This is a genomic window from Streptomyces sp. NPDC052052 (assembly GCF_040680455.1).
Taxonomy (GTDB): Bacteria; Actinomycetota; Actinomycetes; order Streptomycetales; family Streptomycetaceae; genus Streptomyces.
Map to the genome: position 1 here is coordinate 46,594 of NZ_JBFAWU010000002.1, position 24,528 is coordinate 71,121.

The following is a 24,528-nucleotide window of genomic DNA, read 5'->3' on the forward strand; positions in this document are numbered from 1 at the left end:
ATTTGAGATGGCGATAGTGTTGCCCATCCACCTCAGGAGGTATTCATGAGCTCAGCCCCCGAACGTTCCCGCAGCGTCAGCCCTGCCGAGGGGGCGGCCGACCGGATTCGTGCGGGCATCCTCGCCGGAGACTTCGCCCCAGGTCAACGGCTGATCGAGTCCGAGCTGTGCGAGCGGTACGGATGCAGCCGGGGGGCTGTGCGGGCGGCGCTCGTGGATCTGGAACACGAGGGTCTGGTGGAGCGCATCGCCAACCGCGGGGCCAGGGTGCGGGCGGTCGGCGTGGAAGAGGCCGTGGCCATCACCGAGGTGCGGATGGTGCTGGAGGGCCTGTGTGCCGCGAAGGCGGCCGAGCGGGTCACCGAAGTGCAGGTGGCGGAGTTGCGGGATATCGGCCGACGGATGCGGGAGGCGGTGGCCCACGGCGAGGTCGTGGTGTATTCGGGGCTCAACACCCTGCTCCACGACCGCTTGCGGGAGATCGGCCGACAGCCCGTCGCGTCCGACCTGCTGGCCAACCTGCTGGCCCGTAACGTGCGCCGGCAGTTCAAGCTGGCGCTGCGGCCGGGCCGGCCGCAGGTGTCACTGCCGCAGCACCTCGCGATCATCGACGCCATCTGCGCACGGGACCCCGCCGCGGCGGACCGCGCGGCCCGCGAACACGTCGCCGACGTGATCGTCGCGATGCGCGAGATGGACGGATGATTTAGGCAGCGAGATTGCCTTCACAATTGTCAACAATCTCTGTAGCGTCTCCTCCACGTGGCCGACGACGGCCCGCCCCCTCGCCCTCAGGGCGAGGGTCTGAGCTCTGCGAGGAGTCCCGATGCAGCGAAACCTCCGCGGCCGCATAAAGCCCGGACGAGGTGTGAGCGCCCTCGTTGTCCTGACCATGAGCCTCGGTCTGGCGGCGTGTGGGGGTGACGGGGACAAGACGGAGGAGGCCGGCGGCACCACGACCGTCAAGGTCGGCGTCATCCCGATCATCGACGTCGCCCCGATCTACCTCGGCATCAAGCAGGGCTTCTTCAAGGAGGAGGGCCTGGACCTGAAGCTGGAGACCGCGCAGGGCGGCGCCGCGATCGTGCCCGGCGTGATGAGCGACCAGTACCAGTTCGGCTTCAGCAACACCGTCTCCCTGCTGCTCGGCGGCTCCAAGGGGCTGGCCCTGCAGGCCGTCGCCGCGGGCGTGTCCTCGACGGGCGAGAAGGGCAAGGACTTCGGCGGCGTCATCGTCAAGGGCGACAGCAGCATCAAGTCCGCGGCCGACCTGGCGGGCAAGAAGATCGCTGTCAACACCCTGCAGAACATCAACACCATCACCGTCAACGCGGCGGTCCGCGCCGCCGGCGGCGACCCGTCGGGCATCAAGTACGTCGAGCTGGCCTTCCCCGACATCGCCGCCGCCGTGGCGAAGGGCGACGTGGACGCCGGCCAGCTGGTGGAGCCGTTCCTGACCATCGCGCAGGGCCAGGGCGACCGTCAGGTCACCTCCAACTACGCCGAGACCGACCCGGATCTGCTGGTCGGCATGTACTTCACCTCGGACAAGTACGCCAAGCAGAACCCGAAGATCGTCAAGGCCTTCGGCGCGGCGATGAAGAAGTCCATGGGGTACGCGAAGGAACACCCGGACGACGTCCGCGCGATCCTCACCGAGTACACCGACATCGCCGCCGACGTGCAGAAGAAGGTCGTTCTGCCCAGCTGGCCCACCGAGATCAAGACCGATTCCGTCCAGAAGCTCGCCGAGCTGATGGCCAAGGACGGTCTCGCCGACTCCGCCCCCGACTTCATGAGCCTGCTCCCGTGACCGACGCAAAGAAGGGCGGGGCAGTGATGCCCCGCCCCGGGCGCGACGCCGTCCTCGGACTGGTCGGTCTGCTGGTCGTCGTCGCCCTGGTGGAAATCCTGCCGCGCAGCGGCATCGTCAACCGCAACTTCCTCCCGCCCGCCGGTGTCATCGGCGACGAACTGATCGGCCTCCTCGGCCGCGAATCGTTCTGGACCGCCCTCGGCCAGACCCTGCGCGGCTGGGCCCTGGGCCTGGCCGTCTCCATGGCCGCCGGCATCGTGGTCGGGATGCTCATCGGCAGCGTGCGCGTCCTGCGCGAACTGACCTCCTCCACCATCGAGTTCCTGCGCCCCATCCCCTCGGTCGCGCTGATCCCGCTGGTGGTCCTGATCTACGGCAGCCGGCCGCAGTCCGCGCTGGTGCTCGTGGTGTACGCGGCCTTCTGGCAGGTGCTGGTGCAGGTGCTGTACGGCGTGGCGGACGTCGACCCGGTGGTCCGCGACACGGCCCGCTCCTACCGGTTCTCCCGCTGGGCGGTGTTCCGCACGGTGGTGTGGCCGACCGCGCTGCCGTACGTCGTCACCGCCTTCCGGCTCGCCGCCGCCGTCGCCCTCATCCTGGAGATCACCGCCGAACTCATCATCGGTGTCCCGGGACTCGGCCAGCGCATCGGCGTGGCCCAGTCCTCCGGCGCCGTGGCCACCACGTACGCCCTGGTGGTCGTGGTCGGACTGATCGGCGTCCTGGTCAACGTCCTCGCGCGCGCGGCCGAACGCCGTGTCCTGCGCTGGCACCCCTCGGTGAGAAGGGAACTGACGTGAAGTCCCGTGCTGTACTGAGGCAGTTGGCACTGGCCCTGGCGCTGCCGGCCGTCCTGGTGGCCGTATGGTGGTTCACCTCGGCCGGCTCCACCAGCTTCTTCTGGCCGCCGCTGGCCGACATCGTCGAGGCGTTCCCGAAGACCTGGAACGGCGATCGGTTCGCCCACGACGTGCTGCCCAGCCTGACCCGGCTGCTGCTGGGATACGCCATCGCACTGGTGGCGGGCGTCGCTCTGGGCACCGCGATCGGGCTGTCCCGCACGGTCCGGGCACTGCTGGAGCCCACCCTGGAGTTCTTCCGCGCGGTGCCGCCCCCTGTACTGGTGCCGATCATCGCCCTGTTCGCCGGCTACACCGGCTGGACATCGAAGATCGCCACCATCGCGCTGGGCTGTCTCTGGCCGATCCTGCTGAACACCGTCGAGGGCGTACGCGGCCTGGACGAGGTGCTGCTGGACACCGCCCGCTGCTACCGCATGCGCCGGGGCACCCGGCTGCGGCAGGTGGTGCTGCGCGGCTCCAGCCCGCAGATCGCGGCCGGTGCCCGCCAGGCACTGTCCATCGGCGTCATCCTGATGGTGATCAGCGAACTCTTCGGCGCCAACCGGGGCCTGGGCGCGTCCATCGTCCAGTTCCAACGGGGTTTCGCCATCCCCCAGATGTGGACCGGGATCATCCTGCTCGGCCTCATCGGATTCCTGCTCTCGGTGCTGTTCCGCGCCGTGGAGCACAAAATGCTGGCCTGGTACCGGGGCCTGCGGCAAGCGGATCGAGGAGCCTGAGCAATGTCCGTACCCAAGACGTCCAAGAAGGCCGGCGAGCCGGCCGGCGCCCCCGCGCCGGGAGCGGAGGCCGGGACCATCGACGCCCTCGACGTACGCGGCCTGCGCAAGATCTACGGCGGGGCCGGTGGCGTCGAGGCCGTCCGCAACCTGACGTTCAGTGTCCGCACCGGCGAACTGGTCTGCATCGTCGGCCCGTCCGGCGCGGGCAAGACGACCCTGCTGCGCGGCATCGCCGGCCTGCTCGACCTGACGGAGGGCGAGGTACTGCTGGACGGCACCGCGGTCTCCGGCCCGCCGGCGGGCATGGCCGTGGTGTTCCAGGAGTACGGCCGCAGCCTCTTCCCCTGGTTGACGGTCCGTCAGAACATCGAACTGCCGCTGAAGGAGAAGGGACTCGGACGCGCCGAGCGGACCCGCAAGGTCGACGAGGCGCTGGCCGCCGTGGGCCTGTCGGACAGTGCCGACTCCCACCCGTGGCAGCTCTCCGGAGGTATGCAGCAGCGGGTCGCCATCGCCCGCGCCGTGGCGTACGAGCCATCGGTGCTGCTGATGGACGAGCCGTTCGCCGCCGTCGACGCGCAGACCCGCGCCGACCTGGAGGACCTGGTGCGCTCGCTGTGGAAGCGGCTGGGCGTGACGGTGCTCTTCGTGACGCACGACATCGACGAGGCGGTCTACCTGGGCCAGCGGGTGCTGGTGCTCTCCAACCGCCCCACGGTCGTGCTGGAGGACGTCACCGTCGACCTCCCCGACACCCGTGACCAGTTGGAGACCCGCTCCACGACGCGCTTCGCGGAGCTGCGCCACCACGTGTACGAACTGATCCAGCGCGCCAAGGCCGGGCACCGGCCGGAGGCGGAAACCGAGGCCGACGAGGTGCAGAAGCCGTGAACGACCACCGACTCGTCATCACCGACGTCCCCCGCCCCGACCCCCGGCTGGTCGACCAGCTGCGCTCGTACGGGGTGGCCACCGTCCACGAGGCACTGGGCCGCACCCACAGCCTCGGCCCCGACCTGCGCCCGATCCAGCAGGGCCTGACCATCGCCGGCGCCGCGGTCACCGCGCTGTGCTGGCCGGGCGACAACCTGATGATCCACGCCGCGGTCGAGCAGTGCCGCGAGGGCGACGTCCTGGTGGTCGCCACCGCCGCGCCCAGCACCCACGGCATGTTCGGCGAGCTCTTCGCCACCGCCCTGGCCAAGCGTGGCGTCACCGGCCTGATCATCGACGCCGGTGTGCGCGACACCAAGGACCTGCGGGAGATGGGCTTCGGCGTGTGGTCCCGACACGTCTCGGCGCAGGGCACCGTCAAGGCCACCGCGGGCAGCGTCAACCTGCCGGTCGTCGTGGCCGGTCAGCAGATCGCACCCGGCGACATCGTGATCGCAGACGACGACGGTGTGATGTGCGTGCCGCGCGCCCGGGCCGCGGAGGCGGTGGCCGCCTCGCAGGCCCGCGTCGAGAAGGAGGCGGCGAGTCGCGCGGCCTTCGAACGCGGCGAGCTGGGTCTCGACCGTTACGGACTGCGGAAGGTGCTGGAGAGCCAGGGCGTCCTCTACCGGCGCTGGGACGAACAGCACCCCGGCCTCGACTCCCCCGCGGACGGCCGGTGACCGCCGCGGACGGTATCCGCTGCGCCCTGATGCGCGGCGGAACCTCCAAGGGCGCCGTCTTCCTCGCCCAGGACCTGCCGGTGGACCCGGCAGAACGGGACGAGCTGCTGCTGCGCATCATGGGCAGCCCGGACCTGCGGCAGATCGACGGACTGGGCGGCGCCCATCCCCTGACCAGCAAGGTGGCCGTGGTCTCGGCGAGTTCCGAGCCCGGCGTGGACGTCGACTACCTGTTCCTGCAGGTGGTGGTGGACCGTCCGGTGGTGACCGACTCCCAGACCTGCGGCAACATGCTGGCGGCCGTGGGGCCGTTCGCCGTCGAACGCGGTCTGGTGCCGGCCGGCCCGGAGCGCACCGACGTCCGGGTACGGCTGGTCAACACCGGGTCGCTCGCGGTGCTGCACGTGCACACCCCCGGGGGGCAGGTCTCCTACCGGGGGGACACCGAGATCACCGGGGTGCCGGGCACCGCCGCACCGGTGGTGATCGTCGCCGAGCCCTCCGGCGCGCCCCTGCTGCCCACCGGACGAAGCCGCGACGAGTTCGCCGGGTACGCCGTGACCTGCATCGACAACGGCATGCCCTCCGTTCTCGTACGGGCCGCCGAACTGGGCCTGACCGGCACCGAGTCCCCGGCCGAGCTGGAAGCCGACGAGGAGCTGCGGCACCGGGTGCGCGCGATCCGCGCCGCCGGCGCCGCGGCCCTGGGCATCGATCCCGACCCCGACGCCACCACGGTGCCGAAGATCGTCCTGGTGGCACCGCCCGCCCGGGGCGGAGCCGTCACCACGCGCAGTTTCATCCCCGAGCGGGTCCACCAGGCGATCGGGGTGCTCGGCGCCGCCTCCGTGGCCGCCGCCGTCCGACTGCCGGACAGCGTCGCGGCGGAGGTCGCCGACGTGCCGCCGCCCGGCGAACCGGTACGCATCGAACACCCCACCGGATTCCTCGACGTGGGGGTCGCGCCGGGGCCGGACGCCCAGCGCCCGGTGGGCGCCACGTCCGTGATCCGAACCGCCCGAATGATCTTCGACGGGACCGTCCACCCGGGTCCCGCCCGAGCCGAACAGCACTCCGGCCGCACCCGGCCGGCCCTCACGGAGGTACCCGCATGAACAGCGCCCGGGGCGACATCGCCCACCTCGGACACGTCGAACTGCTCACCCCCGAACTCGACGGCACCGTGTGGTTCTGCACCGAGATCCTCGGGCTGACGGAGACCCGCCGCGTCGGCGACTCGGTGCACCTGCGGGCCTTCGACGACTACGAGCAGACCAGTCTGGTCGTCACCGCGCACTCCACCTCCGGGGTGCGCCGCACGGCGCTGCGGGCGTCGAGCCCCGAGGCGCTGGAACGCCGGGCCGCCGCGTGCCTTGAGGCCGGCCGCGAGGGCGAGTGGGTGGACGGCGAGGCCGGCACCGGCCGCACGTTCCGCACCAGCGACCCGGACGGACACGTACTCGACCTCTACTACGAGACCGAGTGGTACCAGGCCCCGCCGGAGCTTCGTCCCGCGCTGAAGAACCAGCCGCAGGCCAAGCCCAACCGCGGTGTGGGCGTCCGCCGGCTCGACCACATCAACTTCCTGGGGGCCGACGTCCTGGCCAACGCGGAGTTCACCGAGAACGTCCTCGGCGCCCGGCCGACCGAGCAGATCAAGCTGGACTCCGGCCGGGTGGCCGCCCGCTGGCTGACCTTCAACAACAAGTCGTACGACGTGGTGTACACCGAGGACTGGACCGGCTCCGAGGGGCGCCTGCACCACATCGCCTTCGCCACCGACACCCGCGAGGACATCCTGCGCGCCGCGGACCTGGCCATCGACAACGGTGTGCACATCGAGACCGGCCCGCACAAGCACGCCATCCAGCAGACGTTCTTCCTCTACCTGTGGGAGCCCGGAGGCAACCGGATCGAGCTGTGCAACCCGCTCACCCGGCTGGTCCTCGCCCCCGACTGGCCGCTGATCACCTGGACGGAGGAGGAACGCAAGCGGGGGCAGGCATGGGGCCTGAAGACCATCGAGACCTTCCACACCCACGGCACCCCGCCGATCGCCTGACCCGAAGCGGCAAACCACGCACACCCTTTCACGAGGCAGAAACCCGGCAGCCCGGTGAAGCGGGCCGGAAGCCGGGAAGCCCCTGTCGTCCCCGTCGACGACAGGGGCTTCGCTGTTTCCACGAGAGAGCAGCCCCGGCTCGGCTCGACTCTGAAGTTCCTCTCGAGCGTCACGGGGCTGGAGATACCCATGGTCCGCTCCTGAAAGATCCGCAGTTGCGGCGCAGCCGCGTGGGCCGGCCTCCACCGCCGTCGGCGTCGAGTCCGCCGAGAGCGTCGACATCACGGTCGGCGATGACCGCCGGTCGTCCCGGTTTTCAGTACCTGACATCCCCACCAACACTCTAGTGTCGTCAGTCCATAGGGAATTCTCCTTGTCGCACCCCTTGAAGCGCGCGAAGTGTCGACAGTACTGTCAGTCGAACCTCGCGTGAGGAGAGCGTTCATGCATGCGCGCCTCAGGGCAGCCCCCACCGTGCCGGACAGCAACCACCTGCCCGACGCGCCCTGACCGGGCCCAGCGCGCCGACACGCGCTCAACGCTCCACCCGTCGTCACTCACCGCCCCGACCGATCCGCGGTACCGGTCGGCCACGCCCGAAACGCACTGGAAGACAAGGGAGTTCACAGTGGTACGCACAAACAGCAAGGACACCGACCGGCAGGCCGGCACGTCCTTGATGGACCGGGACGTCACCTACCGGGCCCGGAACCGCGCGCTCCTGGTGGCGGTCGCCGGTCTCGCGATGAGCCCGGCGCTGGTCACCCCGGCCGCGGCCCAGTCCGCGCAGAAGGGTGCGAAGAGCGGCAAGACCCTCGAGGTGAAGTCCGGAGAGATCCTGGAGCTCACCGGGACGACCACGGTCAGCGAGCTCACCATCGCGGACGGCGGCGCCATCGCCGCCCCGGACGGCTACAGCCTCTCCCTCACCGTGAACGGCGTGGAGACCGGGGGCAAGCTCGGCCTGCTCACCGACGGCTCCGGCGGAGTGGCCACCACCATCGCCGCCGGGACGTACCGGGGCAAGGTCGTCCTGACCGTCGCCACGGCCAACGAGGTCACCTACAGCGGCATGACGTTCCCCTTCCGTCAGGCCATCTACGTCGACGCGAACGGCGTCGACGAGAGCAAGTCCGTGCCGTCCGACGTCCGCGGCGGCACCGTCACCGACACCAGCGCGGACAACATCACTCTGCTGTCCAACGGCGAGTCCTTCAACGGCGTGTACGTCACCGGCGGGGCCAGCTACACCCTGAACAAGCCGAAGATCGCCTTCGCCGGGAACGGCCGCTGCGACTTCATCGGCTACGGCGCCTCGGTCGTCGGGACCGGGGACGGCACCACCCTCGTCCTCGACGGTGCCGTCATCAAGAACGAGGGCGTGGTACGCACCGCGGTCATCGCCGACGACACGGCCAACGTGATCGTCAAGAACTCCACGATCCACTGCGCCGACGGCGACCATGTGCCCGCCGAGTACCCGGCCAGCGGCAGCGGCGACACCCGCTACATGATCACTGTGCCGTGGATGCTGGGCCTGTCCGGCAACGTCCGCGCCACCAACCTGCTCGGCGCGAGCACCCGGGCGTCGTACATCAACTCCTCCATCTCCTCGGAGAAGTGGGGCGCCCTCTCGGTCGACGGCGGCAGCAACTGCGTCCTCACCGGGATCAACAGCCGCATCGCCAACACCAAGGGCCAAGGCTACGGTTCCTATGCCATCGGCCACGTCACCGAGCACTTCCTCGGCTGCACCTTCGACGTCGGTGACTACGCCCTGATCCACTGGGGTGCTTCGGCCCACTACGGCGACAGCACCAAGGACGCGGTCGCCGCACTCAACGAGTCGCTCGAACTCGGCCTCACCAAGGACGAGTTGCGCAGCCTCCCGGTGAAGTCGACGCGGATCGACGCCGGGCGGTTCATGGTGTTGTGGTACGCCGCCGGGTCCGTCACCATCGACGGCGGCACCCAGGTCAACACCGGTGAGACCACGTTCATGTCCAAGGCGGTCGCGGCCTCGGTCACCGTCGACGGCTCCAAGGGCGCCCGCCTCAACCCGGGCAACGGCGTCATCTTCCAGCTGATGGACACCGACCGGCCCAGCAGCGTCTCGGTCTCCGGCAAGCCGTGGAAGACCGAGATGCTCGGCACGTACACCGAGCCCACCGGCTCCCCCACCAAGTCGTCGAGCTGGGTCACCACTTCCGCCCAGTCCACCGACTCCACGGCCTCCTTCACCGACATCGACCTGTCCGGTGACTTCTACAACTCCGTCCGGGGCGGCGGAAACGCCGGCCTCCAGGGCCAGAACCTGGTCCTGGACTTCACCCGGTCCACCGTCAAGGGCGTCATCTCGGCCACCACCACCAAGCACAGGGTCTCGACGATCACCATCGACGAGTACCGGGAGATCAGCGAGGTCACCAACACCCCGAGCGCGGTCGTGAACAACGGCGTCGTGGTGACCCTGGGCAGCGGCTCCAGCTGGACGGTCACCGGGACCTCGCACCTGAGCGCCCTGACCCTGGCCTCCGACGCCGCCGTCAAGGCCCCCAGGGGCAGGAAGGTCACCCTGACGGTCGACGGTACGGCCACCGAGATCAAGGCGGGCAGCTCCTACACCGGCGCGCTCACGCTGACCGTGGCGTGATCCGGACGTGACGAGGCCCCCGGGATGTCACCGCATCCCGGGGGCCTCGTCATGTTCACCGTCTCCGCGTCGGCCGCGGGCTACCTTCCGCGGGCGCCGTGGCGCCTGAGGAAGGAGACCAGAAGGCGGTTCCACGCGGCGGGCTGCTCCCAGTGCGGGTTGTGACCCGCCTCGGCCACGACATGGGTCTGCACGTCCCGCAGATGCCGTGCGTGCAGGCGCATGACGGACGGCGGGCTGTAGAGGTCGGCGTCCCCGGTGACGAGCTGGACCGGAAGCGTCAGCGTCTCCAGCGCGGCCCAGGTGATCGTGTGCGCCAGGGACTGGGGGAAGGCGTCCGCGGTCCTCGCCCGCGCGTTGACCGCCAGCCAGGCGGCCGTACCGTCCTGGTCCCCGCCCCGGTAGGAGGGACCGAGCTCCTTGACGGCCACGGGCAGGTCGTCGAACGGGTCCGGCTGGAGCGCGGCGGTGAGCTCCAGGTACTCGGCGTCCTGCACGCCCATGACGCTGCCGGAGACGGTGAGGCTGCGCAGGCGCTCCTCGTACGCGAGGGCGTAGTCGAGTGCGACCGGGCCGCCGGCGGCCGAGCCGGACAGGTGGAAGCGGCCGAGGCCGAGGTGATCGGCGAGCGTGTTCAGGTCGCCGGAGGCGGTGTCGGCTTCCTTCTTGGAGCCCGCCACGGAGCCGTAGGCGCCCCGCCGCGAGTAGCCGATGACGCGGTAGCCCGCCGCAGCCAGTGCCGGCTGCTGATACGGCCAGCTCTCACCGCTGCCCGATCCGGGGTGCAGCAGCACCACCGGTTCACCGTCACCGCCGGTGTCCCAGCACCACAGGCTGCCGCCGCCGGCGACCGGGACCCGGTACTCCGTGACCGGCACCTGCTCGGGGACCGGCACCGGCCCCCGGGCCGCGTCGGAACGGGACGCGGCCCGGGCGGTGCCCGCAGTGGCGACCGTCGCCAACGCGGCCAGGGCGGCTCCGCCGACGACGGCTCGTCTGCTGGGGATGTGCGGCCTGCTGCTGTTCTTCTGCACTCTGCCTCCAAAGACACGAGAGGGGAACGTGGGGCCGGGAGATGCGGTACTACTAGTGCCGCGGCAGGCAACGTGTGCCCCGCGTCGACGGGGCACACGTTGCCTGTTGCCGCACTAGGATGTGGCCGTCCTTCAGCGAAGCGTGGCGGCATTCCCGCCTTGTGTCGACAGCTGGGGACGGATTGCGGTAGGGCGGGGCACATCCATGCGATAGTGTCGACATACTTGCCACCATCAGGGAGTTCCGGACCACACAGGGGGACGCGGCGCATGTCGGATCAGGACACGCATCTGGTGCTGCAGCGCCTGCTGCGCCTGCGGGACCGGCGGGAGCCGTTGGTCGCGCAGATCGCCGAGTGGGTCGGCGCGGGCATCATCGAGGGGCGGCTGGAGCCGGGGCAGGACCTCAACAGCGTCGAGCTGTCCCGCCGGTTCGACACCAGTCGTACCCCGGTGCGTGAGGCGCTGATGCTCCTGGAGCAGGAGGGGCTGGTCGAGATGAAGGCCCGGCGCCGACCCCGGGTCGCCGCGCCCTCGCTCGCGGACATCCGTGACATCTACCAGGTGCGGCGGCAGCTGCTGTCGATGCTGGCAGGACTGCTGGTCGAGCGGGCCGGTGACACCGAGCTGGCCGAACTGCGCGGCCGGGTCGAGGAGATGCGGAAGCTCGCCGACGCCGGAGACGTGGACGCGTACTTCTGGAGCCATGTCCAGCTCCAGGAACGGATGACCGAGATCGTCGGCAACTCCACCCTGAAGCAGATTCTGGACTCGCTCGCCCTGCGGACCCTCATGCTGCGCCACCTCAGCCTGACCCGCCCCGGCCGTCTCGCCTACAGCGTGGACGACCAGGAGCGACTGATCCAGGCCTGCGAGGAGCGCGACGGGGAACTCGCCTCGGCGTTGATCGCCGGGGCGACCGTACGGGCTCTGCGCGCAGTGGAGGAGCAGATCGAACAGGACACCGCGAGCAGCCGGAAGCCCGCCCGAAAGCGCCGCGTCACCGCCTGAACGACGCGCCCCGCGGCACTACTTGGCAAGGACTCCGCCGTCCACGGGGAAGTTCCCGCCCGTCACCCACGCGGCCTCGTCGGACACCAGGTAGACCGCGCACCAGGCGATGTCCTCCGGCCTGCCGACCCGCCCCAGCGGGATGCGGGCCAGCAGCGCCTCGCGCTTCGCGCCCTCGTGGGCGCCGGCCGTCTCGGTGGCGGGCGTGCGCACCATGCCGGGCGAGATGGTGTTGGCCCGGATCCCGGCCGGGCCGCCCTCCACGGCAAGCTGCCGGGTCATTCCGAGCACGGCGGCCTTGCCCGCGCAGTGCGCGACCATGCCGAAGTTGCCACTACCCCGGAAGGCGTTGACCGAGGCGAAGTTGACGATCGAGCCGCCACCGGACGCCTCCAGATGCGGCCACGCGGCCCGCACAGGCAGAAAGACCACGTCGACCTCGCCGCGCATGGTCGGGGTCCACTGCGCGTCGTAGTCCATCTCGGCGGCAGTGGCCATGTGCGGGGCGATTGCACCCGCGGTGACCAGTGCGTCGATCCGGCCGTACCGCGCGTACGCCTCGTCCGCGAAGCGCCGGGCGTCGGCGGGGTCGGTCATGTCCAGCGGCGCGATCACCTCCAGGGCCAGCCCGCGATCGGCGGCGAGCTTACGGGTCTGCTCGGCCGCGGCCGGGTTGATGTCGCAGCCGACCACGGTCGCCCCCTGTTCGGCGAAGAGCAGCGCGCACCCCTGGCCGATACCGGCACCGGCACCGGTGACGAGGGCGACCTTGCCGGAGAGCCGACCGGTACCGGGTGTCGCGGTGGCCCCGGGGCGGGTTTCTGTCGTCACGTTGTCCTCCTGGTAGCGGTGTGCCGAGTGCCGGGCACCGCCCGAAGTGATCGGACCATGCCCCACACCCTTCCTAGTGTCGACAGTATGGCCACGTCAATGATTTTGGGACGAGAAAAAGCCTAAACTGTCGACAGATTCTGGTGAGTCGGGCATGCTCTCGCGGTGAACACACCCCGCACCAAACCCGGGAAGGAACCGTATGACGCACCACCGCAGGTACCGCATCGCCGTGGCCACAGCCGCCGGCCTGGCGCTCGCGGCGGCTTCCACCGGCACCGCCGCGGCCCGCCCCGGCCGTGCCGCCCACACTTCCCGTTGCCCGGGAACGGCCTCCTACACGCAGCTCGGAACCTCCGCGACGACCTCCACCAACCCCCGGCACGTGACCTTCGCCGACCTCGACGGCGACGGCCGCAGGGACGTCGTGGCCAGCAACCTCGAAGGCGACTCGGTGACGGTGCTGCTCGGCCGGGGCGGCGGGACGTTCGCGCCGGGCAGCACCTACGCCGTCGGCTCGCATCCGTACCAGACCGTCGCCGCCGACTTCAACGGCGACCACCACCCCGACCTGGCGGCCACCGACTTCGGCGGCGCCCAGGTCAGCGTCCTGCTGAACAACGGCGACGGCACGTTCGCGCCGGCCACCGCGCTGGACGTCGGCACGGCGCCGCGGGCACTGGCCACCGGCGACCTCGACGGCGACGGCCACGCCGATCTCGTCGTCGGTGAACAGGGACCGAACGCCGTGCGCGTGCTGCTGGGCAAGGGCGACGGCACCTTCGACGACCAGGGCGACATCGCGGCCGTCAGCTCACCGCACGGAGTCGTCGTCGCCGACTTCGACGGCGACGGAGCGGCGGACGTGGCCACCGCGAGCGCCGGCCGCAACGGGGTGAGCGTCCTGCTCGGTGACGGCACCGGAGCGCTCGGCACCCCGGTCGTCCATCCGGCCGCCGCCCGCCTCTACTCCCTGGCCAAGGGCGACTTCAACGGCGACGGCGCCGTCGACCTGGCCACCGTCAGCAACGACACCAACACCCTCGACGTCCTGCTCGGCAACGGAGACGGCACGTTCGCCGCGGCCGTCGCCTACACCACGCCCGGCCTGCCCGTCGCGGTCGGCTCCGCCGACCTCGACCGCGACGGCATCACCGACCTCATGGTGTCCTCGCTGAAGGGCAACTCCGTCACCCTCTTCCACGGCTCGGCCGACGGCACCCTCAGCCAGTCGACCGAGCTCGCGGCGCCGGGCGCCTACGACGCCGCCGCGGCCGACCTCGACGGCAACCGCGTACCGGACATCGTGGTGGCGAACAGCACGGCCGGCCAGGTGGACGTCTTCAGGGGCCACTGCGGCAGGTAGTGCCGCGACCGGCACTGGGCGGGGTGGCCGGCGCCGGTGAGGTCACCGGGCGCCGGCCACCGGCAGCTCCACGTCCAGGGCGACCAGGAAGCGGGACACCATGCTGTACGCGGCCACCGTGGCGGTCAGTTCGACCAGTTCCGGTGGGGTGAAGTCGCCGCGGACCGCGTCGAAGAGGGCATCGGGGACGTGGACGTCCCGGGTCATGGCGTCGGTGTACGCGATGACCCGGCACTGCCGCTCGTCGAGAGCCGGGTGCGCGCCGGCGTCCTCGGCACGGAGCGCGTCGAGTTGCGCCTCGCCGAGCCCGGCGGCACGGGCATCCGGCTCGTGGGCGGTCCATTCGTAGGGGGCCCGGTTGAGCACGGCGATCCGGAGGATCACCAGTTCGCGAATGTCGGCGGGCAGTGAGACGCGCTGCCGGATGGCGCCCAGCAGGCTGTTCCAGCCGTCCGCGAGCTGCGGACTGTGCAGCAGCATCCGGTCGAGGGGGCGCAGGACGCCCCCGCGTCTGTCGCGGATGCGGTCCGCGATGTCCCCGGTGCCGTCGGTACCCGGGAGTCGTGCCACGGGCATGTCCTTTCTGAGAGTTCCTGGAGCGTCTCCGGGGCGTGTTTCGGAAGTGGCGTCGTCTGCCCGAAGTCGCCGAGCAGGCGGGACGTTCGAAACACGCCTGTTGCGGCACTAGGAGCTCCGGGGGCGCCGCAGGGTCTCCGTGCGCACCGTGTCGCCGAAGACCAGGGCGGGGGTCTCGCCGGGGCCGGTGAACCGCGGCCACGGCGGCAGCGTGCCGCCGCCCGGGTCGCCGGTCGCGGCGAAGCGCGCCCAGGTGTCGGCCATGACGGCGGCCAGTCTCCGGTCGGTGTCCTGCCAGGGCCAGTCGGGGCGCTGAGCCAAGTTGTCCAGTACGTAGGGGAGTTCTGCGGTGTGGTAGACGCCGAGGTCGGGCAGGCCGGGCGGCAGCGGGGGCCTGCGGGCGAAGCGGTACATCCAGGTGGGTGCGCCGGACGTGGCGCGGTGGGTCTGTGCCCAGTGCCATACGGGGCCCACGAACCGGGCGTCGCCGACGGTTTCGGCGTCCTCGCCGGGGCGGGCGTAGACGGTGCCCTCGTCCGCGTTGGTGCCGAGCAGCAGCGGTACGGCGTGCTGGCGGCCGGCCGCGAAGACGTCGTCGGTGGGCTCGGTCAGGACCCGGCCGTCGACGACCGGGCCGAAGTGGCCGCGCACGATCAGCTCGACGCCCGAGGTGCCGCGCAGCGCCCCGATGTCACGGCCGCCGAATCCGTTCGCGTATGCCAGGCCCTGTTTCTGCGCTTCTGCCTGGCTCGGCAGCGGCCCCTCCGCCCGGCCCACACCTGAGGCGCTCTGTCCGAGGGCCGCGCGGAAGAGCGGTCGGCTCGCCGGGGCGGCCATGAGGTGGCAGATGTGGGCGGCGCCGGCGGAGTTGCCCGCGAGGGTGACTCTGTCGGGGTCGCCGCCGAAGGCGGCGATGTTCTCGCGCACCCAGGTCAGGGCGGCGACGAGGTCGAGCAGTCCGTAGTTGCCCGACGCGCCCAGGCCGTCCTCGGCGGCCAGTTCCGGGTGGGCGAGGAAGCCGAGGGCGCCGAGCCGGTGGTTGAGGGTGACCACGACCAGGCCCCGGCTTGCCTGGGCGCGGCCGTCGTGGATGTCCTGGTGACCGTATCCGTAGCGGTTGCCGCCGCCGTGGATCCAGACCATGACCGGCAGCCCGGTGCCCGGCGCGGCATCGGGTGTCCAGACGTTGAGGTAGAGGCAGTCCTCGCTCATCACCAGGGCGCGCCGGTCGGCGAAGTTGGTCCTGTACATGACGGAGGCGACCGGCGGCTGCGGCTGGAGGGGCGCGGGCCCGAAGTCGTACGCGCGACGCTCCCCGTCCCAGGAAGCGGCGGGCCGGGGCGGCCGCCAGCGCAGGTCGCCCACCGGGGGTGCGGCGAAGGGGATGCCGCGGAACACGGCAACGCTCCCGTCCCACTCCCCCAGCAGCCGTCCGGTGGCGGTACGGGCCCGGGGTGTGTCGGCACCGCCACCGCGCACCCGGCCCCGGGGTCCGCTCACGCCGTTCGGGGAGGCACTCACGCCGGGACCTTGTGGAGTCGGCCGTCCTTCATGATCGCCACCAGACGGTCGCGGTCCTGGAGGATGCGGATGTCGTCCAGCGGGTCGCCGTCGACGAGCACGAGGTCCGCGAGGAAACCCTCCCGGATCAGCCCGAGTTCGCCGCCCATGCCCATCACCTGGCCGCCGTACCGCGTGGCGGCGCGCAGTGCCTCGGCCGGGGTGAAGCCGAACCAGTCGACGAACAGCTCCAGGTCGCGGGCGTTGCGGCCGACCGGGTTCCAGGCGAAGCCGTAGTCCCCGCCCGGGACGACGCGGATTCCCCGCCGGACGAGCTCGGGGACGACCTGCTTGACCGCCTTCTCGGTGGCCTCGACCTCCATGCCGGGCTCGGGCTCGCTGTCGGCCTCGTGCAGGTTGGCGTGGATGATGCCGGGGGTCGGGGCGACGAACAGCCGGTCGCGGGCCTCCTCCAGCAGGTCGAGGGCCTCCTCGTCGGCGAAGGTGCAGTGGTAGACGGCGCGGATGCCGTGCCGTACCGCCATCTTGACGGACTCGGCGGCGTGCGCGTGGGCGGTCAGCGACACGCCGCGCTCGCGGGCCACGGCCGCCGCGGCGGCGACCTCCTCGTCGGTGAACTGCACGATCCGCGAGGTGCCCTGGACGACCGCGCTCTCGCCCGACAGCGACAGCTTGACGATGTCGACGCCCAGGTCCGCCATCTCCCCGACGAACCGGCTCACCGACTCGGGGTCGGAGGCCCGGCCTTCGACGCCGGGGAAGTCGTAGACGCCCGGCTCGACCATGCCTGCGGTGCCCTCCCAGGAGGCGGCCTTGAAGCGCGGTCCCGGCATCCAGCCCTCGGCGAACGCCTTGCGGGCGGCGGTCTCCGTGCGGGGCAGCCGGTTGCCTCCCGAGTAGGCGCTGGTGATGCCGTGGTCCAGCAGGACCCGGCCCGCGTGCGCCACCAGCAGGGCCTTCTCCTCGTCGGATTCGTCGCGGCGCGGCGAGCGGTGCTCGACGGTGGAGCCGAAGCCGAGGTGGGCGTGGGAGTCGACCAGGCCGGGGACGAGGGTGGCGCCGCCCCCGCCCCCGTCCACGACCCGGGCCCCTGCCCATCGGGCGGCCGGGATCTTCGGGGCGACGGCGGTGATGCGGTTGCCCTCGACGAGGACCTCGGCGGGGAAGGGGTCGCTCCCGGTGCCGTCGAAGACCTGGACGCCGGTGAAGACGGTCGTGTCGCTCATGGTGCGCTCCTGAAGGTGTGCCGCATCTCGCCCAGTCCCCCGATCCTGCTGACCAGGGTGTCACCGGGACCTATGAAGCGTTGCGGGGTGCGGCGGTTGCCGACGCCCGCGGGGGTACCGGTGAAGATCAGGTCGCCGGGGCGCAGCGGACAGACGGCGCTGAGGTGGGCGACCAGCCTCGGGACCGGGAAGATCATGTTCGAGGTGCGGTCGTGCTGGACGACCTCCCCGTTGAGTTCGCAGGTGAGCTCCAGGTCGTCGCGGTCGGCCAGTTCGCCGACGCTGACCAGGGCGGGACCCACCGGGCCGAAGCCCGGGAAGGACTTGCCCAGCGAGAACTGGGCCGGGCGGCCGGCGAGTTGGACGATCCGCTCGGACAGGTCCTGCCCCACGGTCACGGCGGCGACCGGGTCCCAGCCGTTCTCCTCCGGGACCCGGTGGGCGTCGCGGCCGATGACGGCGACCATCTCCAGCTCCCAGTCGACGTGGCCTTCAGGCAGGTCGACGGTGGCATACGGCCCGGTGAGACAGCTGGGGAACTTGGTGAAGACCAGTGGTTCGGCCGGTTCCTCGTAGCCCGCCTCGGCGGTGTGGGGGCGGTAGTTGAGGGCGACGGCGAAGATCTGGCGCGGCTCGGGGACGGGAGCGAGGAGGTCGGACTCCTGGTACGGCACGGCTGTCGCCGGGTCGACTCCGGCGGACCAGCGCAGCAGTTCGTCCCACTGGGCGAAGAGCGCGGCCGGGTCGGCGTCGAAGCCTCCGGCCGCCACGTCCACGGCGCCGTCGCCGGTCAGCAGGGCCAGTCGGCCCGCGAGGTTGGCGATGCGCATGCCGTCACGCCCACTGTCCGGCGGGCGGCTCGGGGGTGCCGTGCGCGTCCTGCCAGGAGACGACCTTGTTGCGGAGCACCCCCAGGCCCTCGATCTCGGCCTCGACGACGTCACCGGGCTTGAGGTAGTTGGCGAACGGATCCTCGGTGCTCGCCGCGACGCCGGCGATCGTGCCGGTGGTGATGATGTCGCCCGCGCTGTAGATCTGCGGCGAGTGGTAGGCGACCAGCTGCGGGATCGACACCGACATCCGGGAGGTGTTCGACTTCTGCCGGACGTCGCCGTTGACCCGCAGTTCCATGTCGAGGTCGTGCGGGTCGGCGATCTCGTCGGCGGTGACGATGTACGGGCCGATCGGGCAGAAGGTGTCGATGGCCTTGGAGAAGGAGAAGACGCCGGACTCCATCTCCTTGCGCTGGATGTCGCGCGCGGTGATGTCGTTGAAGACCAGGTAGCCGGCGATGTGTTCGGCGGCCTGCTCGGCGCTGAAGAACTTGCCCGGTCTGCCGATGATGACGCCGAGTTCGAGCTCGTAGTCCATCTCCCGGGTCAGGTTGGCCGGGTACACGATGTCGTCGTCGGGGCCGATGATCGCGTCCACGTTCTGGAAGAACACGATGCCCTTGTTGACCGGGTGGGACCAGTCGACGCGTTCCAGGTCCTCGTGGTGCTCCCGGAAGTTGCCGGCCGTGTGGAAGAACTTCTTGGGCACGATCGGTGCGCGCAGCCGAACGTCCGCGAGCGCGAACGTGCGCCCCGTCTCGCCGACTTGGCCGTCGCGTTCGAAGAACTCCCGGGTCGACGCGACGTCGAGTTCCACCACCGTGTCGCCGTCCAGCCGCCCCACGAGCCCCTCGTCGAACGTCACCAGTTTCATCAAGGCCTCCGTGTCACCACTACACCCACTAACTGTCGACACTCACCCTGCATCATTCCCATATTCGCGTCAACAACCTCCTCAAGTGTGGACACCTCGTTCCGGGGTCGACTACGGTCCAGAGCATGAAGACGATGTGGAACTTCTCCGGTACGCGTGCGCTCGTCGCCGGTGCCGGAGGAATCGGAACCGTCGTGACCCAGGCTCTGGCCGACGCCGGGGCGGACGTGGTCGTCCTGGACCGCGACACCGAGCAACTGGCGAAACTGTCCCGCACCCGCACCGCCGAGGGATTCGGCGCGGTCAACGGTCTGACCGCCGACCTCACTTCCGCCGACGCCTGCCGCGACGCCGTCGCAGCGGCCGCCGAACTCCTTGGTGGGATCGACGTGTTCGTGCACGCCGTCGGTGCCAACGACCGCAGGCCCGTCCTGGAGACACCCGACGAGGTCTGGGAGCGGATCGTCGCCATCAACCTCAGCAGCGGCTTCTGGCTGGGCCGGGCGGTGGGCGCCCTCATGGTGCCGAACGGCTACGGCCGCATCGTCTACCTCTCCTCCGTGTCGGGCCTGCTCGCACATCGCGACCACGCGCCGTACGCCGCCACCAAGGGCGGCATCAACCAGCTCATGCGTGTGATGGCCCGCGAGTGGGCGTCGTCCGGCGTCACCGTCAACGCGGTGGCCCCCGGCTACACCGAGACCGACCTCACCCGCGCCTACCTCGCCGAGCCGGGCATGCGCGCGTCCATGGAGGCGCTGGTCCCGTCCGGGCGCCTCGGCCGCCCGGACGACCTGGTCGGCCCCGCTCTCTTCCTTGCCTCCGCCGAGGCCGCGTTCGTCACCGGCCAGGTGCTGTACGCCGACGGCGGCCGCACCCTCGTATGACCCGCCCGCCCTCCTTCTCCCCCGAGCCTCTCCCCCCGAACGGAGTCGTCATGACCAACTCCCAGCGATTCACCGGCCGGACCGTGCTGGTCACCGGAGCCGGTACCGGCTTCGGTGCCGAGATAGCGGTGCGTGCCGCCCAGGAGGGCGCCGACGTCGCGGTCCACTACCGCAGTTCCCGCGCCGGCGCCGAGGCGACGGCCGAGCGGATCACGGCGCTCGGCCGCAAGGCCCTGGTGGTACAGGCCGACATCGCCGAGCGCGAGCAGATCAAGCGCATGGCCGACGAGGTCTGGGGGCACTTCGGCCGGCTCGACGTGGCGATCAACAACGTCGGTGACGTGGCCCGCGAGCAGATGTCCTGGCGGGACATCACGGAGGAGTCCATCGACCACGTCCTGGCGGTCGACGTGAAGGGCACCCTGCTGTGCACGCACGAGTTCGGCGCGCGGATGCTGGAGCAGGAGGGAGGCGGCTCCATCGTCAACATCGGCTCCACCGTGGTGGCACGGGGCAGTGCGCGGGCGCCGCAGTACGCGGCCGCCAAGTACGGGATCATCGGGCTCACCAAGTCGTACGCACATGCCTTCGCTCCGGCCGTGCGCGTCAACGTCTTCGCTCCGGGGTTCATCGAGACGGCGGCGACCCTCGGGCGCGAGGACTGGAAGAGCGGGCGCGGCGACCAGTTGCGGAAGATGACTCCCATGGGCCGTATCCCGGGTCCGGAGGAGCTCGCCGGCGCCGCACTGTTCCTGGCCACCGAGGACGCCCACCACATCACGGGCGGCTTCCTGATCGCCGACGGCGGCTACAACATGATCGGCGCCTGACTCCCTCCGGCGAGAGCCCCGGGCCCGATGCACGCACGCGTGCCGGGCCCGGGGCTCTCGCACGGGCACGGAGTGACGTTGCCGGCCCCGGATCCGAGTCCGGGGCCGGCATCGTCACTCCGTGGTGTCAGCGGCGGTCCAGCAGTCAGAGCACCGCCCCTCCGGTCTTCTCCCGGTCGGTGACGGCCTCGGCCTGTTGCGTCCCGGCGGCCGCCTGCCCCCCGCGGATCTGGGTCAGCACGCGGGTGCGCAGGTCGGTGAAGCGGGCGTCGGCCCGGGTGGTGATCTGGTCGCGGTCGGCGCCGAGGCCGACGGTGAGGTTGTCCACGACGGTGGTGGGCTTCCCACCGAGCACGACGACGCGGTCACCGAGGTAGACGGCCTCGTCGATGTCGTGAGTGACGACGATGACGGTGATGCCGAGCCGCGCGCGCAGTTTCAGCGTCAGGTCCTCCAGGTCGAAGCGGGACTGGGCGTCCACCGATCCGAACGGCTCGTCCATCAGCAGCACGGGCGCCTCGTAGGCGAGTCCGCGCGCGATGGCGACCCGCTGCTGCATGCCGCCCGAGAGCTGCCAGGGGTACTTGTCGCCGACACCGGCCAGTCCGACGGCGGCCAGGCACTCCTCGGCGCGCTCGCTGCGCGCTGCGCGCTTGACGCCCATGCCCTCCAGCGGGAAGGCCACGTTGTCCCGGACCTTCATCCACGGCAGCAGCGAGCCGCGGTAGTCCTGAAAGACGACCGCGATGTCGGCGAGCGGCTTGACGACCGGCTCCTCGCCGTACCGGACCGTTCCCGAAGTGGGCCTGGTCAGGCCGGACAGACAGCGCAGCAGGGTGGTCTTGCCGGCGCCGGACGGGCCGACGATGCAGACGAACTCGCCGGGATCGACCCGCAGTGACAGGCCCTCGATCACCCGGTGCTCGTCAGCGCCGTGGCCGAACGTCTTGCAGACGTCCTCCACGACCAGGCTGGATCCGCCTGTTTTCAGGTGTCGCTGCATGATGTCGTGACCTCGTTCCGGGGCTGGGGCTTGGTCCGCCGGGTACGGGGCGGACGCTGGTGGTACCAGCCGAGCAGCGCGTACTCGGCCGCGAGGAGGAGCACGCTCAGGCCATAGCCGAGGATGCCGATGAGCACGGTGCCGGCCCAGGTCTCGGGGACGGCGAAGCTGGAGCCGCTCTGCAGGATGAAGTTGCCCAGGCCCACCGGGGACCCGTAGATCTCGCTGACGACCATGAGGACCACCGCGATCGACAGGGCGACGCGGATGCCGGCGAAGATCTGCGGCAGCGCCCCGGGCAGGACGACCTTCAGCAGGCGCAGTCGTAGCGGGATGCGGTAGCTGTGCGCGGTCTCGTGCACGGCCGGGTTGATGCCGTGCACACCGCTGACGGTGTTGAGCAGGATCGGCCAGAGGGAGCCCAGGGCGATCAGGAAGATCTTGGGTCCCGAGCCGATGCCGAGCGTGAGGATGATGACGGGGACGAACGCCACGGTCGGGGTCGCGCGGGCGAAGTCCAGCAGGGGGGCGGTCGCCTGCCGCAGCAGCCTGGTCTCGCCGATGACGAGTCCCGCGCCGACTCCGACGACGGTGGCGACGACCAGCCCGGCCACGATGTTGCCCAGGGAGAACAGCAGGTCGTCCACCAGCCCCTCGTGTGCGAGCTCCCGCCACAGGGTGGCGAGCACCTCCGTCGCCGGCGGGAAGTAGAAGCTGGTGTTGCCCGCCGTGCCGACCAGCAGCACGGCGACGCACAGGACCGGCAGCCACAGCTGCTTGAGCGCGGATGCCCAGAAGGCGCCCGGGGGTTTCAGGGACATGGTGTCTCTCCCCGCCTCATTCGGTGTGCGCCGGCGGGCGCCAGCGCAACAGCCGGTGTTCGGCGAACTGGGACAGCAGGTTGATCAGGTAGCCGATCGTGCCCGCTGTGAGGATGTATGCGTAGGCCTCAGCCGACGCGCCGCCCTGCTGCGCGTTCACGACCTCGTGGCCGATGCCGGGCAGTGTGGTGAGCACCTCGACGCCGATCGTCACCAGGACGGAGGTGGTCGCCGCGAGCCGCAGCCCGGTCATGATCGAGGGCATGGCGCTGGGCAGGACCACCTTGCGGAAGCGCAGCAGTTTCGGGACGCGGTAGCTCTGCACGGTCTCCGAGATCATCGGGGTCACGGACCGGGCGCCGTACTGGGCCTGCAGGAAGATGGGGAAGACGCAGGCGATGAAGACGACGGTGGCCTTCATCGTCGGAGTCGACCCCAGAACCAGCAGGAACACCGGCAGCAACGCGATGACGGGGAACGAGCGCAGCACGTCCACGAGCAGCCGCGAGGACTGTTCGGCCGCCGCGTAGGTCCCTGTCACCAGGCCCAGCGGGACCCCGATCACGACGGCCACGACGAACCCCGTCACAGCCCCGTCGAGGGTGTCGCCGACCGCCTGCCAGTAGGCGCTGCTGCCGAACAGGTCGGGGAACCGCCCGAACACCGACACCGGGCCGGGCAGCGCCGTGGAGCTCACGAAACCGGTCGCCGCGACGGCTGCCCAGATCAGGAGGACGGCCGCGACGGCGGACAGTTGGAGCAGGAGGAGCCCGGATCGCCCAGGGCCCCCCGGCCGGACGCGCACAGCGGTGCGCACCCGGCCGGGGGTCGGACGCCGGCTCTCGGTGGAGATGGCCATGGTTGGTGTACCTCTGCCGTAGGTCAGCTGCCGGTGGTGGTCGGAGCCTGGTCCCAGTAGATGGCGCTGTCCTCGGGGGAGCTGGTGAGCAGCCCGTACTGGTGCATCTTCGTGGCGACGGTACGCACCACGGTCTTGTTGACGGTCTTGTCGTAGTACGAGACCTGCTCGTCCTTGATGTAGTCGGCGGAGAGCGTGGTGTACTTCGACTGGATCGCCTTGACCGCCTCGGGGTGCGCGTTGGCGTAGGTGATCGCCTTGGCGACGGCACCGATGAACTTCTTCGCCGTGGCGGCGTTGGCGGACAGGTACTTCTGGGTGGCGAAGAGGACACCCTGGGGGATGCCGGGCAGGTCGTTCATGCCGTTGCCGATCGACTGCAGCCCGGCCGACTTGGCGGCCGAGTAGAAGGCGCCGAAGGAGTAGACGGCGTCGGTCTTGCCGCTCTTGGCGGCGTCCGTCAGCGAAGTGGTCGGCAGGGCGACGAACTTGACCTTGCTCGGGTCGCCGCCGTCCTTCTCGACCAGGTACTCGACGATGAACTGGATCGTGCCGCCGAGCGCTGCCAGGCCCACGGTCTTGCCCTCCAGGTCCTTGAAGGACGTGATGGGACTGCCCTTCTTGACCAGCAGGCCGTCGGTGGGGTCGGTCCTGGTGGTGGCGGACTGGAGCCCGGTGGCGATCCGGATCGGCATGTTCTTCGCGGCGCCCTTGAGGAAGCCCGAGCTGTCGGTCATCGCGAACTGGGCCTCGCCGTTGAGGACGGACGGCGCGTTCTGCGAGGTGTCCTGCGCGCCGGCCTTGATGGTGACGTCCAGGCCCTCGTCCTTGAAGTAGCCCTGCTGCTGGGCTATGTACAGCGGCTCGAAGATGGCGCTGTTGGAGCGCAGCACGGTGATCTTCGTGGTGCCGTCGCCGGACTGCGAGTCGGAGGAGTCCGAGCCGCAGGCGGCGAGCGGAGCGGTGACGGCGAGCGTCACGAGGGCGAGGGAAAGACGGCGGCCCAGCGGGTGTCTCGTGAGCTTCGACATGAAGATGTGCTCCTTTGCACGGTGAGGGCAGCTCATGGACGCGTTCCCACGAGCGGATACGGCTCTTGGCGGGTGGATCGCTACAGCGGTGTT

The 24,528-nt window shown here is 70.6% G+C and carries 24 protein-coding genes; 13 read left to right on the top strand and 11 right to left on the bottom strand.

The window, feature by feature from the left end:
• Window positions 1-45: 45 nt before the first annotated feature.
• The 9 genes from AB0L71_RS02070 to AB0L71_RS02110 all read left to right on the top strand — a co-directional run bounded on the left by AB0L71_RS02070 (window position 46) and on the right by AB0L71_RS02110 (window position 9,732).
• Complete coding sequence (locus tag AB0L71_RS02070) at window positions 46-705, top strand: GntR family transcriptional regulator (protein WP_365236863.1); 660 nt, start codon at window positions 46-48, stop codon at window positions 703-705.
• 163 nt (window positions 706-868) lie between these two features.
• Window positions 869-1,813 (top strand): ABC transporter substrate-binding protein, encoded by a 945-nt coding sequence (locus tag AB0L71_RS02075; protein WP_365236865.1) that lies wholly within the window; start codon window positions 869-871, stop codon window positions 1,811-1,813.
• 26 nt (window positions 1,814-1,839) lie between these two features.
• Window positions 1,840-2,616, top strand: a complete 777-nt coding sequence (locus AB0L71_RS02080; RefSeq protein WP_365237446.1) for an ABC transporter permease — start codon at window positions 1,840-1,842, stop codon at window positions 2,614-2,616.
• Window positions 2,613-3,398, top strand: coding sequence for an ABC transporter permease (locus AB0L71_RS02085; protein ID WP_365236867.1), 786 nt, complete (start codon window positions 2,613-2,615; stop codon window positions 3,396-3,398). Before AB0L71_RS02080 ends, AB0L71_RS02085 begins: the two co-directional genes overlap by 4 nt.
• Window positions 3,399-3,476: 78 nt before the next feature.
• Window positions 3,477-4,292, top strand: coding sequence for an ABC transporter ATP-binding protein (locus tag AB0L71_RS02090; RefSeq protein WP_365237448.1), 816 nt, complete (start codon window positions 3,477-3,479; stop codon window positions 4,290-4,292).
• The gene (locus tag AB0L71_RS02095; protein ID WP_365236869.1) at window positions 4,289-5,017 is read left to right on the top strand and encodes a 4-carboxy-4-hydroxy-2-oxoadipate aldolase/oxaloacetate decarboxylase; all 729 of its coding nucleotides are present in this window, start codon (window positions 4,289-4,291) and stop codon (window positions 5,015-5,017) included. Before AB0L71_RS02090 ends, AB0L71_RS02095 begins: the two co-directional genes overlap by 4 nt.
• Window positions 5,014-6,132 carry a 4-oxalomesaconate tautomerase gene (locus tag AB0L71_RS02100; protein ID WP_365236871.1) on the top strand — a complete coding sequence of 373 codons (1,119 nt, stop codon included), beginning with the start codon at window positions 5,014-5,016 and terminating at the stop codon, window positions 6,130-6,132. The genes AB0L71_RS02095 and AB0L71_RS02100 overlap by 4 nt, the downstream gene beginning before the upstream one ends.
• Window positions 6,129-7,079 (top strand): VOC family protein, encoded by a 951-nt coding sequence (locus AB0L71_RS02105; RefSeq protein WP_365236873.1) that lies wholly within the window; start codon window positions 6,129-6,131, stop codon window positions 7,077-7,079. Before AB0L71_RS02100 ends, AB0L71_RS02105 begins: the two co-directional genes overlap by 4 nt.
• Before the next feature lie 628 nt (window positions 7,080-7,707).
• Window positions 7,708-9,732 carry a hypothetical protein gene (locus AB0L71_RS02110; RefSeq protein WP_365236875.1) on the top strand — a complete coding sequence of 675 codons (2,025 nt, stop codon included), beginning with the start codon at window positions 7,708-7,710 and terminating at the stop codon, window positions 9,730-9,732.
• An 80-nt stretch (window positions 9,733-9,812) separates the two neighbouring features.
• On the opposite strand, the gene AB0L71_RS02115 is transcribed toward AB0L71_RS02110, so the two are convergent.
• A complete protein-coding gene (locus AB0L71_RS02115; RefSeq protein ID WP_365236877.1) occupies window positions 9,813-10,766 on the bottom strand; it encodes an alpha/beta hydrolase in 954 nt (317 codons plus the stop codon).
• A gap of 270 nt (window positions 10,767-11,036) precedes the next feature.
• On the opposite strand from AB0L71_RS02115, the gene AB0L71_RS02120 reads away from it, so the two are divergent.
• Window positions 11,037-11,777, top strand: a complete 741-nt coding sequence (locus AB0L71_RS02120) for a GntR family transcriptional regulator (protein ID WP_365236879.1) — start codon at window positions 11,037-11,039, stop codon at window positions 11,775-11,777.
• Window positions 11,778-11,795: 18 nt separating this feature from the next.
• On the opposite strand, the gene AB0L71_RS02125 is transcribed toward AB0L71_RS02120, so the two are convergent.
• Window positions 11,796-12,608: an SDR family oxidoreductase gene (locus AB0L71_RS02125; RefSeq protein WP_365236881.1), complete on the bottom strand. Its 813-nt coding sequence runs from the start codon at window positions 12,606-12,608 to the stop codon at window positions 11,796-11,798.
• 202 nt (window positions 12,609-12,810) lie between these two features.
• Between AB0L71_RS02125 and AB0L71_RS02130 the strand changes: the two genes are divergently transcribed.
• Window positions 12,811-13,974 carry a VCBS repeat-containing protein gene (locus tag AB0L71_RS02130; protein WP_365236883.1) on the top strand — a complete coding sequence of 388 codons (1,164 nt, stop codon included), beginning with the start codon at window positions 12,811-12,813 and terminating at the stop codon, window positions 13,972-13,974.
• Between the two features lie 42 nt (window positions 13,975-14,016).
• On the opposite strand, the gene AB0L71_RS02135 is transcribed toward AB0L71_RS02130, so the two are convergent.
• From AB0L71_RS02135 to AB0L71_RS02155, 5 genes are all read right to left on the bottom strand, one after another.
• The gene (locus AB0L71_RS02135) at window positions 14,017-14,544 is read right to left on the bottom strand and encodes a carboxymuconolactone decarboxylase family protein (protein WP_365236885.1); all 528 of its coding nucleotides are present in this window, start codon (window positions 14,542-14,544) and stop codon (window positions 14,017-14,019) included.
• Window positions 14,545-14,658: 114 nt separating this feature from the next.
• Window positions 14,659-16,071 (bottom strand): carboxylesterase family protein, encoded by a 1,413-nt coding sequence (locus tag AB0L71_RS02140; protein WP_365236887.1) that lies wholly within the window; start codon window positions 16,069-16,071, stop codon window positions 14,659-14,661.
• Entirely contained in the window at window positions 16,068-17,297 is a 1,230-nt protein-coding gene (locus AB0L71_RS02145) for an amidohydrolase family protein (protein WP_365236889.1), read from the bottom strand. Before AB0L71_RS02145 ends, AB0L71_RS02140 begins: the two co-directional genes overlap by 4 nt.
• Window positions 17,294-18,127: a fumarylacetoacetate hydrolase family protein gene (locus tag AB0L71_RS02150; RefSeq protein ID WP_365236891.1), complete on the bottom strand. Its 834-nt coding sequence runs from the start codon at window positions 18,125-18,127 to the stop codon at window positions 17,294-17,296. The genes AB0L71_RS02145 and AB0L71_RS02150 overlap by 4 nt, the downstream gene beginning before the upstream one ends.
• 4 nt (window positions 18,128-18,131) lie before the next feature.
• Complete coding sequence (locus AB0L71_RS02155) at window positions 18,132-19,004, bottom strand: fumarylacetoacetate hydrolase family protein (protein WP_365236893.1); 873 nt, start codon at window positions 19,002-19,004, stop codon at window positions 18,132-18,134.
• Window positions 19,005-19,129: 125 nt separating this feature from the next.
• Here AB0L71_RS02155 and AB0L71_RS02160 point away from each other — a divergent pair, with 125 nt between their 5' ends.
• Both AB0L71_RS02160 and AB0L71_RS02165 read left to right on the top strand, forming a co-directional pair.
• Window positions 19,130-19,891, top strand: coding sequence for an SDR family oxidoreductase (locus AB0L71_RS02160; protein WP_365236895.1), 762 nt, complete (start codon window positions 19,130-19,132; stop codon window positions 19,889-19,891).
• 50 nt (window positions 19,892-19,941) lie between these two features.
• On the top strand, window positions 19,942-20,721 hold the full coding sequence (locus AB0L71_RS02165; RefSeq protein ID WP_365236897.1) for an SDR family oxidoreductase: 780 nt from the start codon (window positions 19,942-19,944) through the stop codon (window positions 20,719-20,721).
• Window positions 20,722-20,866: 145 nt separating this feature from the next.
• Here the strand turns inward: AB0L71_RS02165 and AB0L71_RS02170 are convergent, their stop codons facing one another.
• Genes AB0L71_RS02170 through AB0L71_RS02185 form a run of 4 tightly spaced genes read right to left on the bottom strand, consistent with a single transcriptional unit; the run spans window position 20,867 to window position 24,435 of the window.
• Entirely contained in the window at window positions 20,867-21,724 is an 858-nt protein-coding gene (locus AB0L71_RS02170; protein ID WP_365236899.1) for an ABC transporter ATP-binding protein, read from the bottom strand.
• Window positions 21,709-22,545, bottom strand: coding sequence for an ABC transporter permease subunit (locus AB0L71_RS02175; protein ID WP_365236901.1), 837 nt, complete (start codon window positions 22,543-22,545; stop codon window positions 21,709-21,711). The genes AB0L71_RS02170 and AB0L71_RS02175 overlap by 16 nt, the downstream gene beginning before the upstream one ends.
• 16 nt (window positions 22,546-22,561) lie before the next feature.
• Complete coding sequence (locus AB0L71_RS02180; protein ID WP_365236903.1) at window positions 22,562-23,404, bottom strand: ABC transporter permease; 843 nt, start codon at window positions 23,402-23,404, stop codon at window positions 22,562-22,564.
• A 23-nt stretch (window positions 23,405-23,427) separates the two neighbouring features.
• A complete protein-coding gene (locus AB0L71_RS02185) occupies window positions 23,428-24,435 on the bottom strand; it encodes an ABC transporter substrate-binding protein (protein ID WP_365236905.1) in 1,008 nt (335 codons plus the stop codon).
• Between the last annotated feature and the right edge of the window lie 93 nt (window positions 24,436-24,528).

Excerpts from the sequence above, each read along its gene's own strand:
- AB0L71_RS02070 (WP_365236863.1), top strand. The coding sequence starts at position 46 with ATGAGCTCAGCCCCCGAACGTTCCCGCAGCGTCAGCCCTGCCGAGGGG.
- AB0L71_RS02160 (WP_365236895.1), top strand. The coding sequence starts at position 19,130 with ATGAAGACGATGTGGAACTTCTCCGGTACGCGTGCGCTCGTCGCCGGT.
- AB0L71_RS02080 (WP_365237446.1), top strand. The coding sequence starts at position 1,840 with ATGCCCCGCCCCGGGCGCGACGCCGTCCTCGGACTGGTCGGTCTGCTG.
- AB0L71_RS02170 (WP_365236899.1), bottom strand. The coding sequence starts at position 21,724 with ATGCAGCGACACCTGAAAACAGGCGGATCCAGCCTGGTCGTGGAGGAC.
- AB0L71_RS02150 (WP_365236891.1), bottom strand. The coding sequence starts at position 18,127 with ATGCGCATCGCCAACCTCGCGGGCCGACTGGCCCTGCTGACCGGCGAC.
- AB0L71_RS02185 (WP_365236905.1), bottom strand. The coding sequence starts at position 24,435 with ATGTCGAAGCTCACGAGACACCCGCTGGGCCGCCGTCTTTCCCTCGCC.
- AB0L71_RS02145 (WP_365236889.1), bottom strand. The coding sequence starts at position 17,297 with ATGAGCGACACGACCGTCTTCACCGGCGTCCAGGTCTTCGACGGCACC.
- AB0L71_RS02120 (WP_365236879.1), top strand. The coding sequence starts at position 11,037 with ATGTCGGATCAGGACACGCATCTGGTGCTGCAGCGCCTGCTGCGCCTG.
- AB0L71_RS02155 (WP_365236893.1), bottom strand. The coding sequence starts at position 19,004 with ATGAAACTGGTGACGTTCGACGAGGGGCTCGTGGGGCGGCTGGACGGC.
- AB0L71_RS02105 (WP_365236873.1), top strand. The coding sequence starts at position 6,129 with ATGAACAGCGCCCGGGGCGACATCGCCCACCTCGGACACGTCGAACTG.
- AB0L71_RS02165 (WP_365236897.1), top strand. The coding sequence starts at position 19,942 with ATGACCAACTCCCAGCGATTCACCGGCCGGACCGTGCTGGTCACCGGA.
- AB0L71_RS02180 (WP_365236903.1), bottom strand. The coding sequence starts at position 23,404 with ATGGCCATCTCCACCGAGAGCCGGCGTCCGACCCCCGGCCGGGTGCGC.
- AB0L71_RS02130 (WP_365236883.1), top strand. The coding sequence starts at position 12,811 with ATGACGCACCACCGCAGGTACCGCATCGCCGTGGCCACAGCCGCCGGC.
- AB0L71_RS02175 (WP_365236901.1), bottom strand. The coding sequence starts at position 22,545 with ATGTCCCTGAAACCCCCGGGCGCCTTCTGGGCATCCGCGCTCAAGCAG.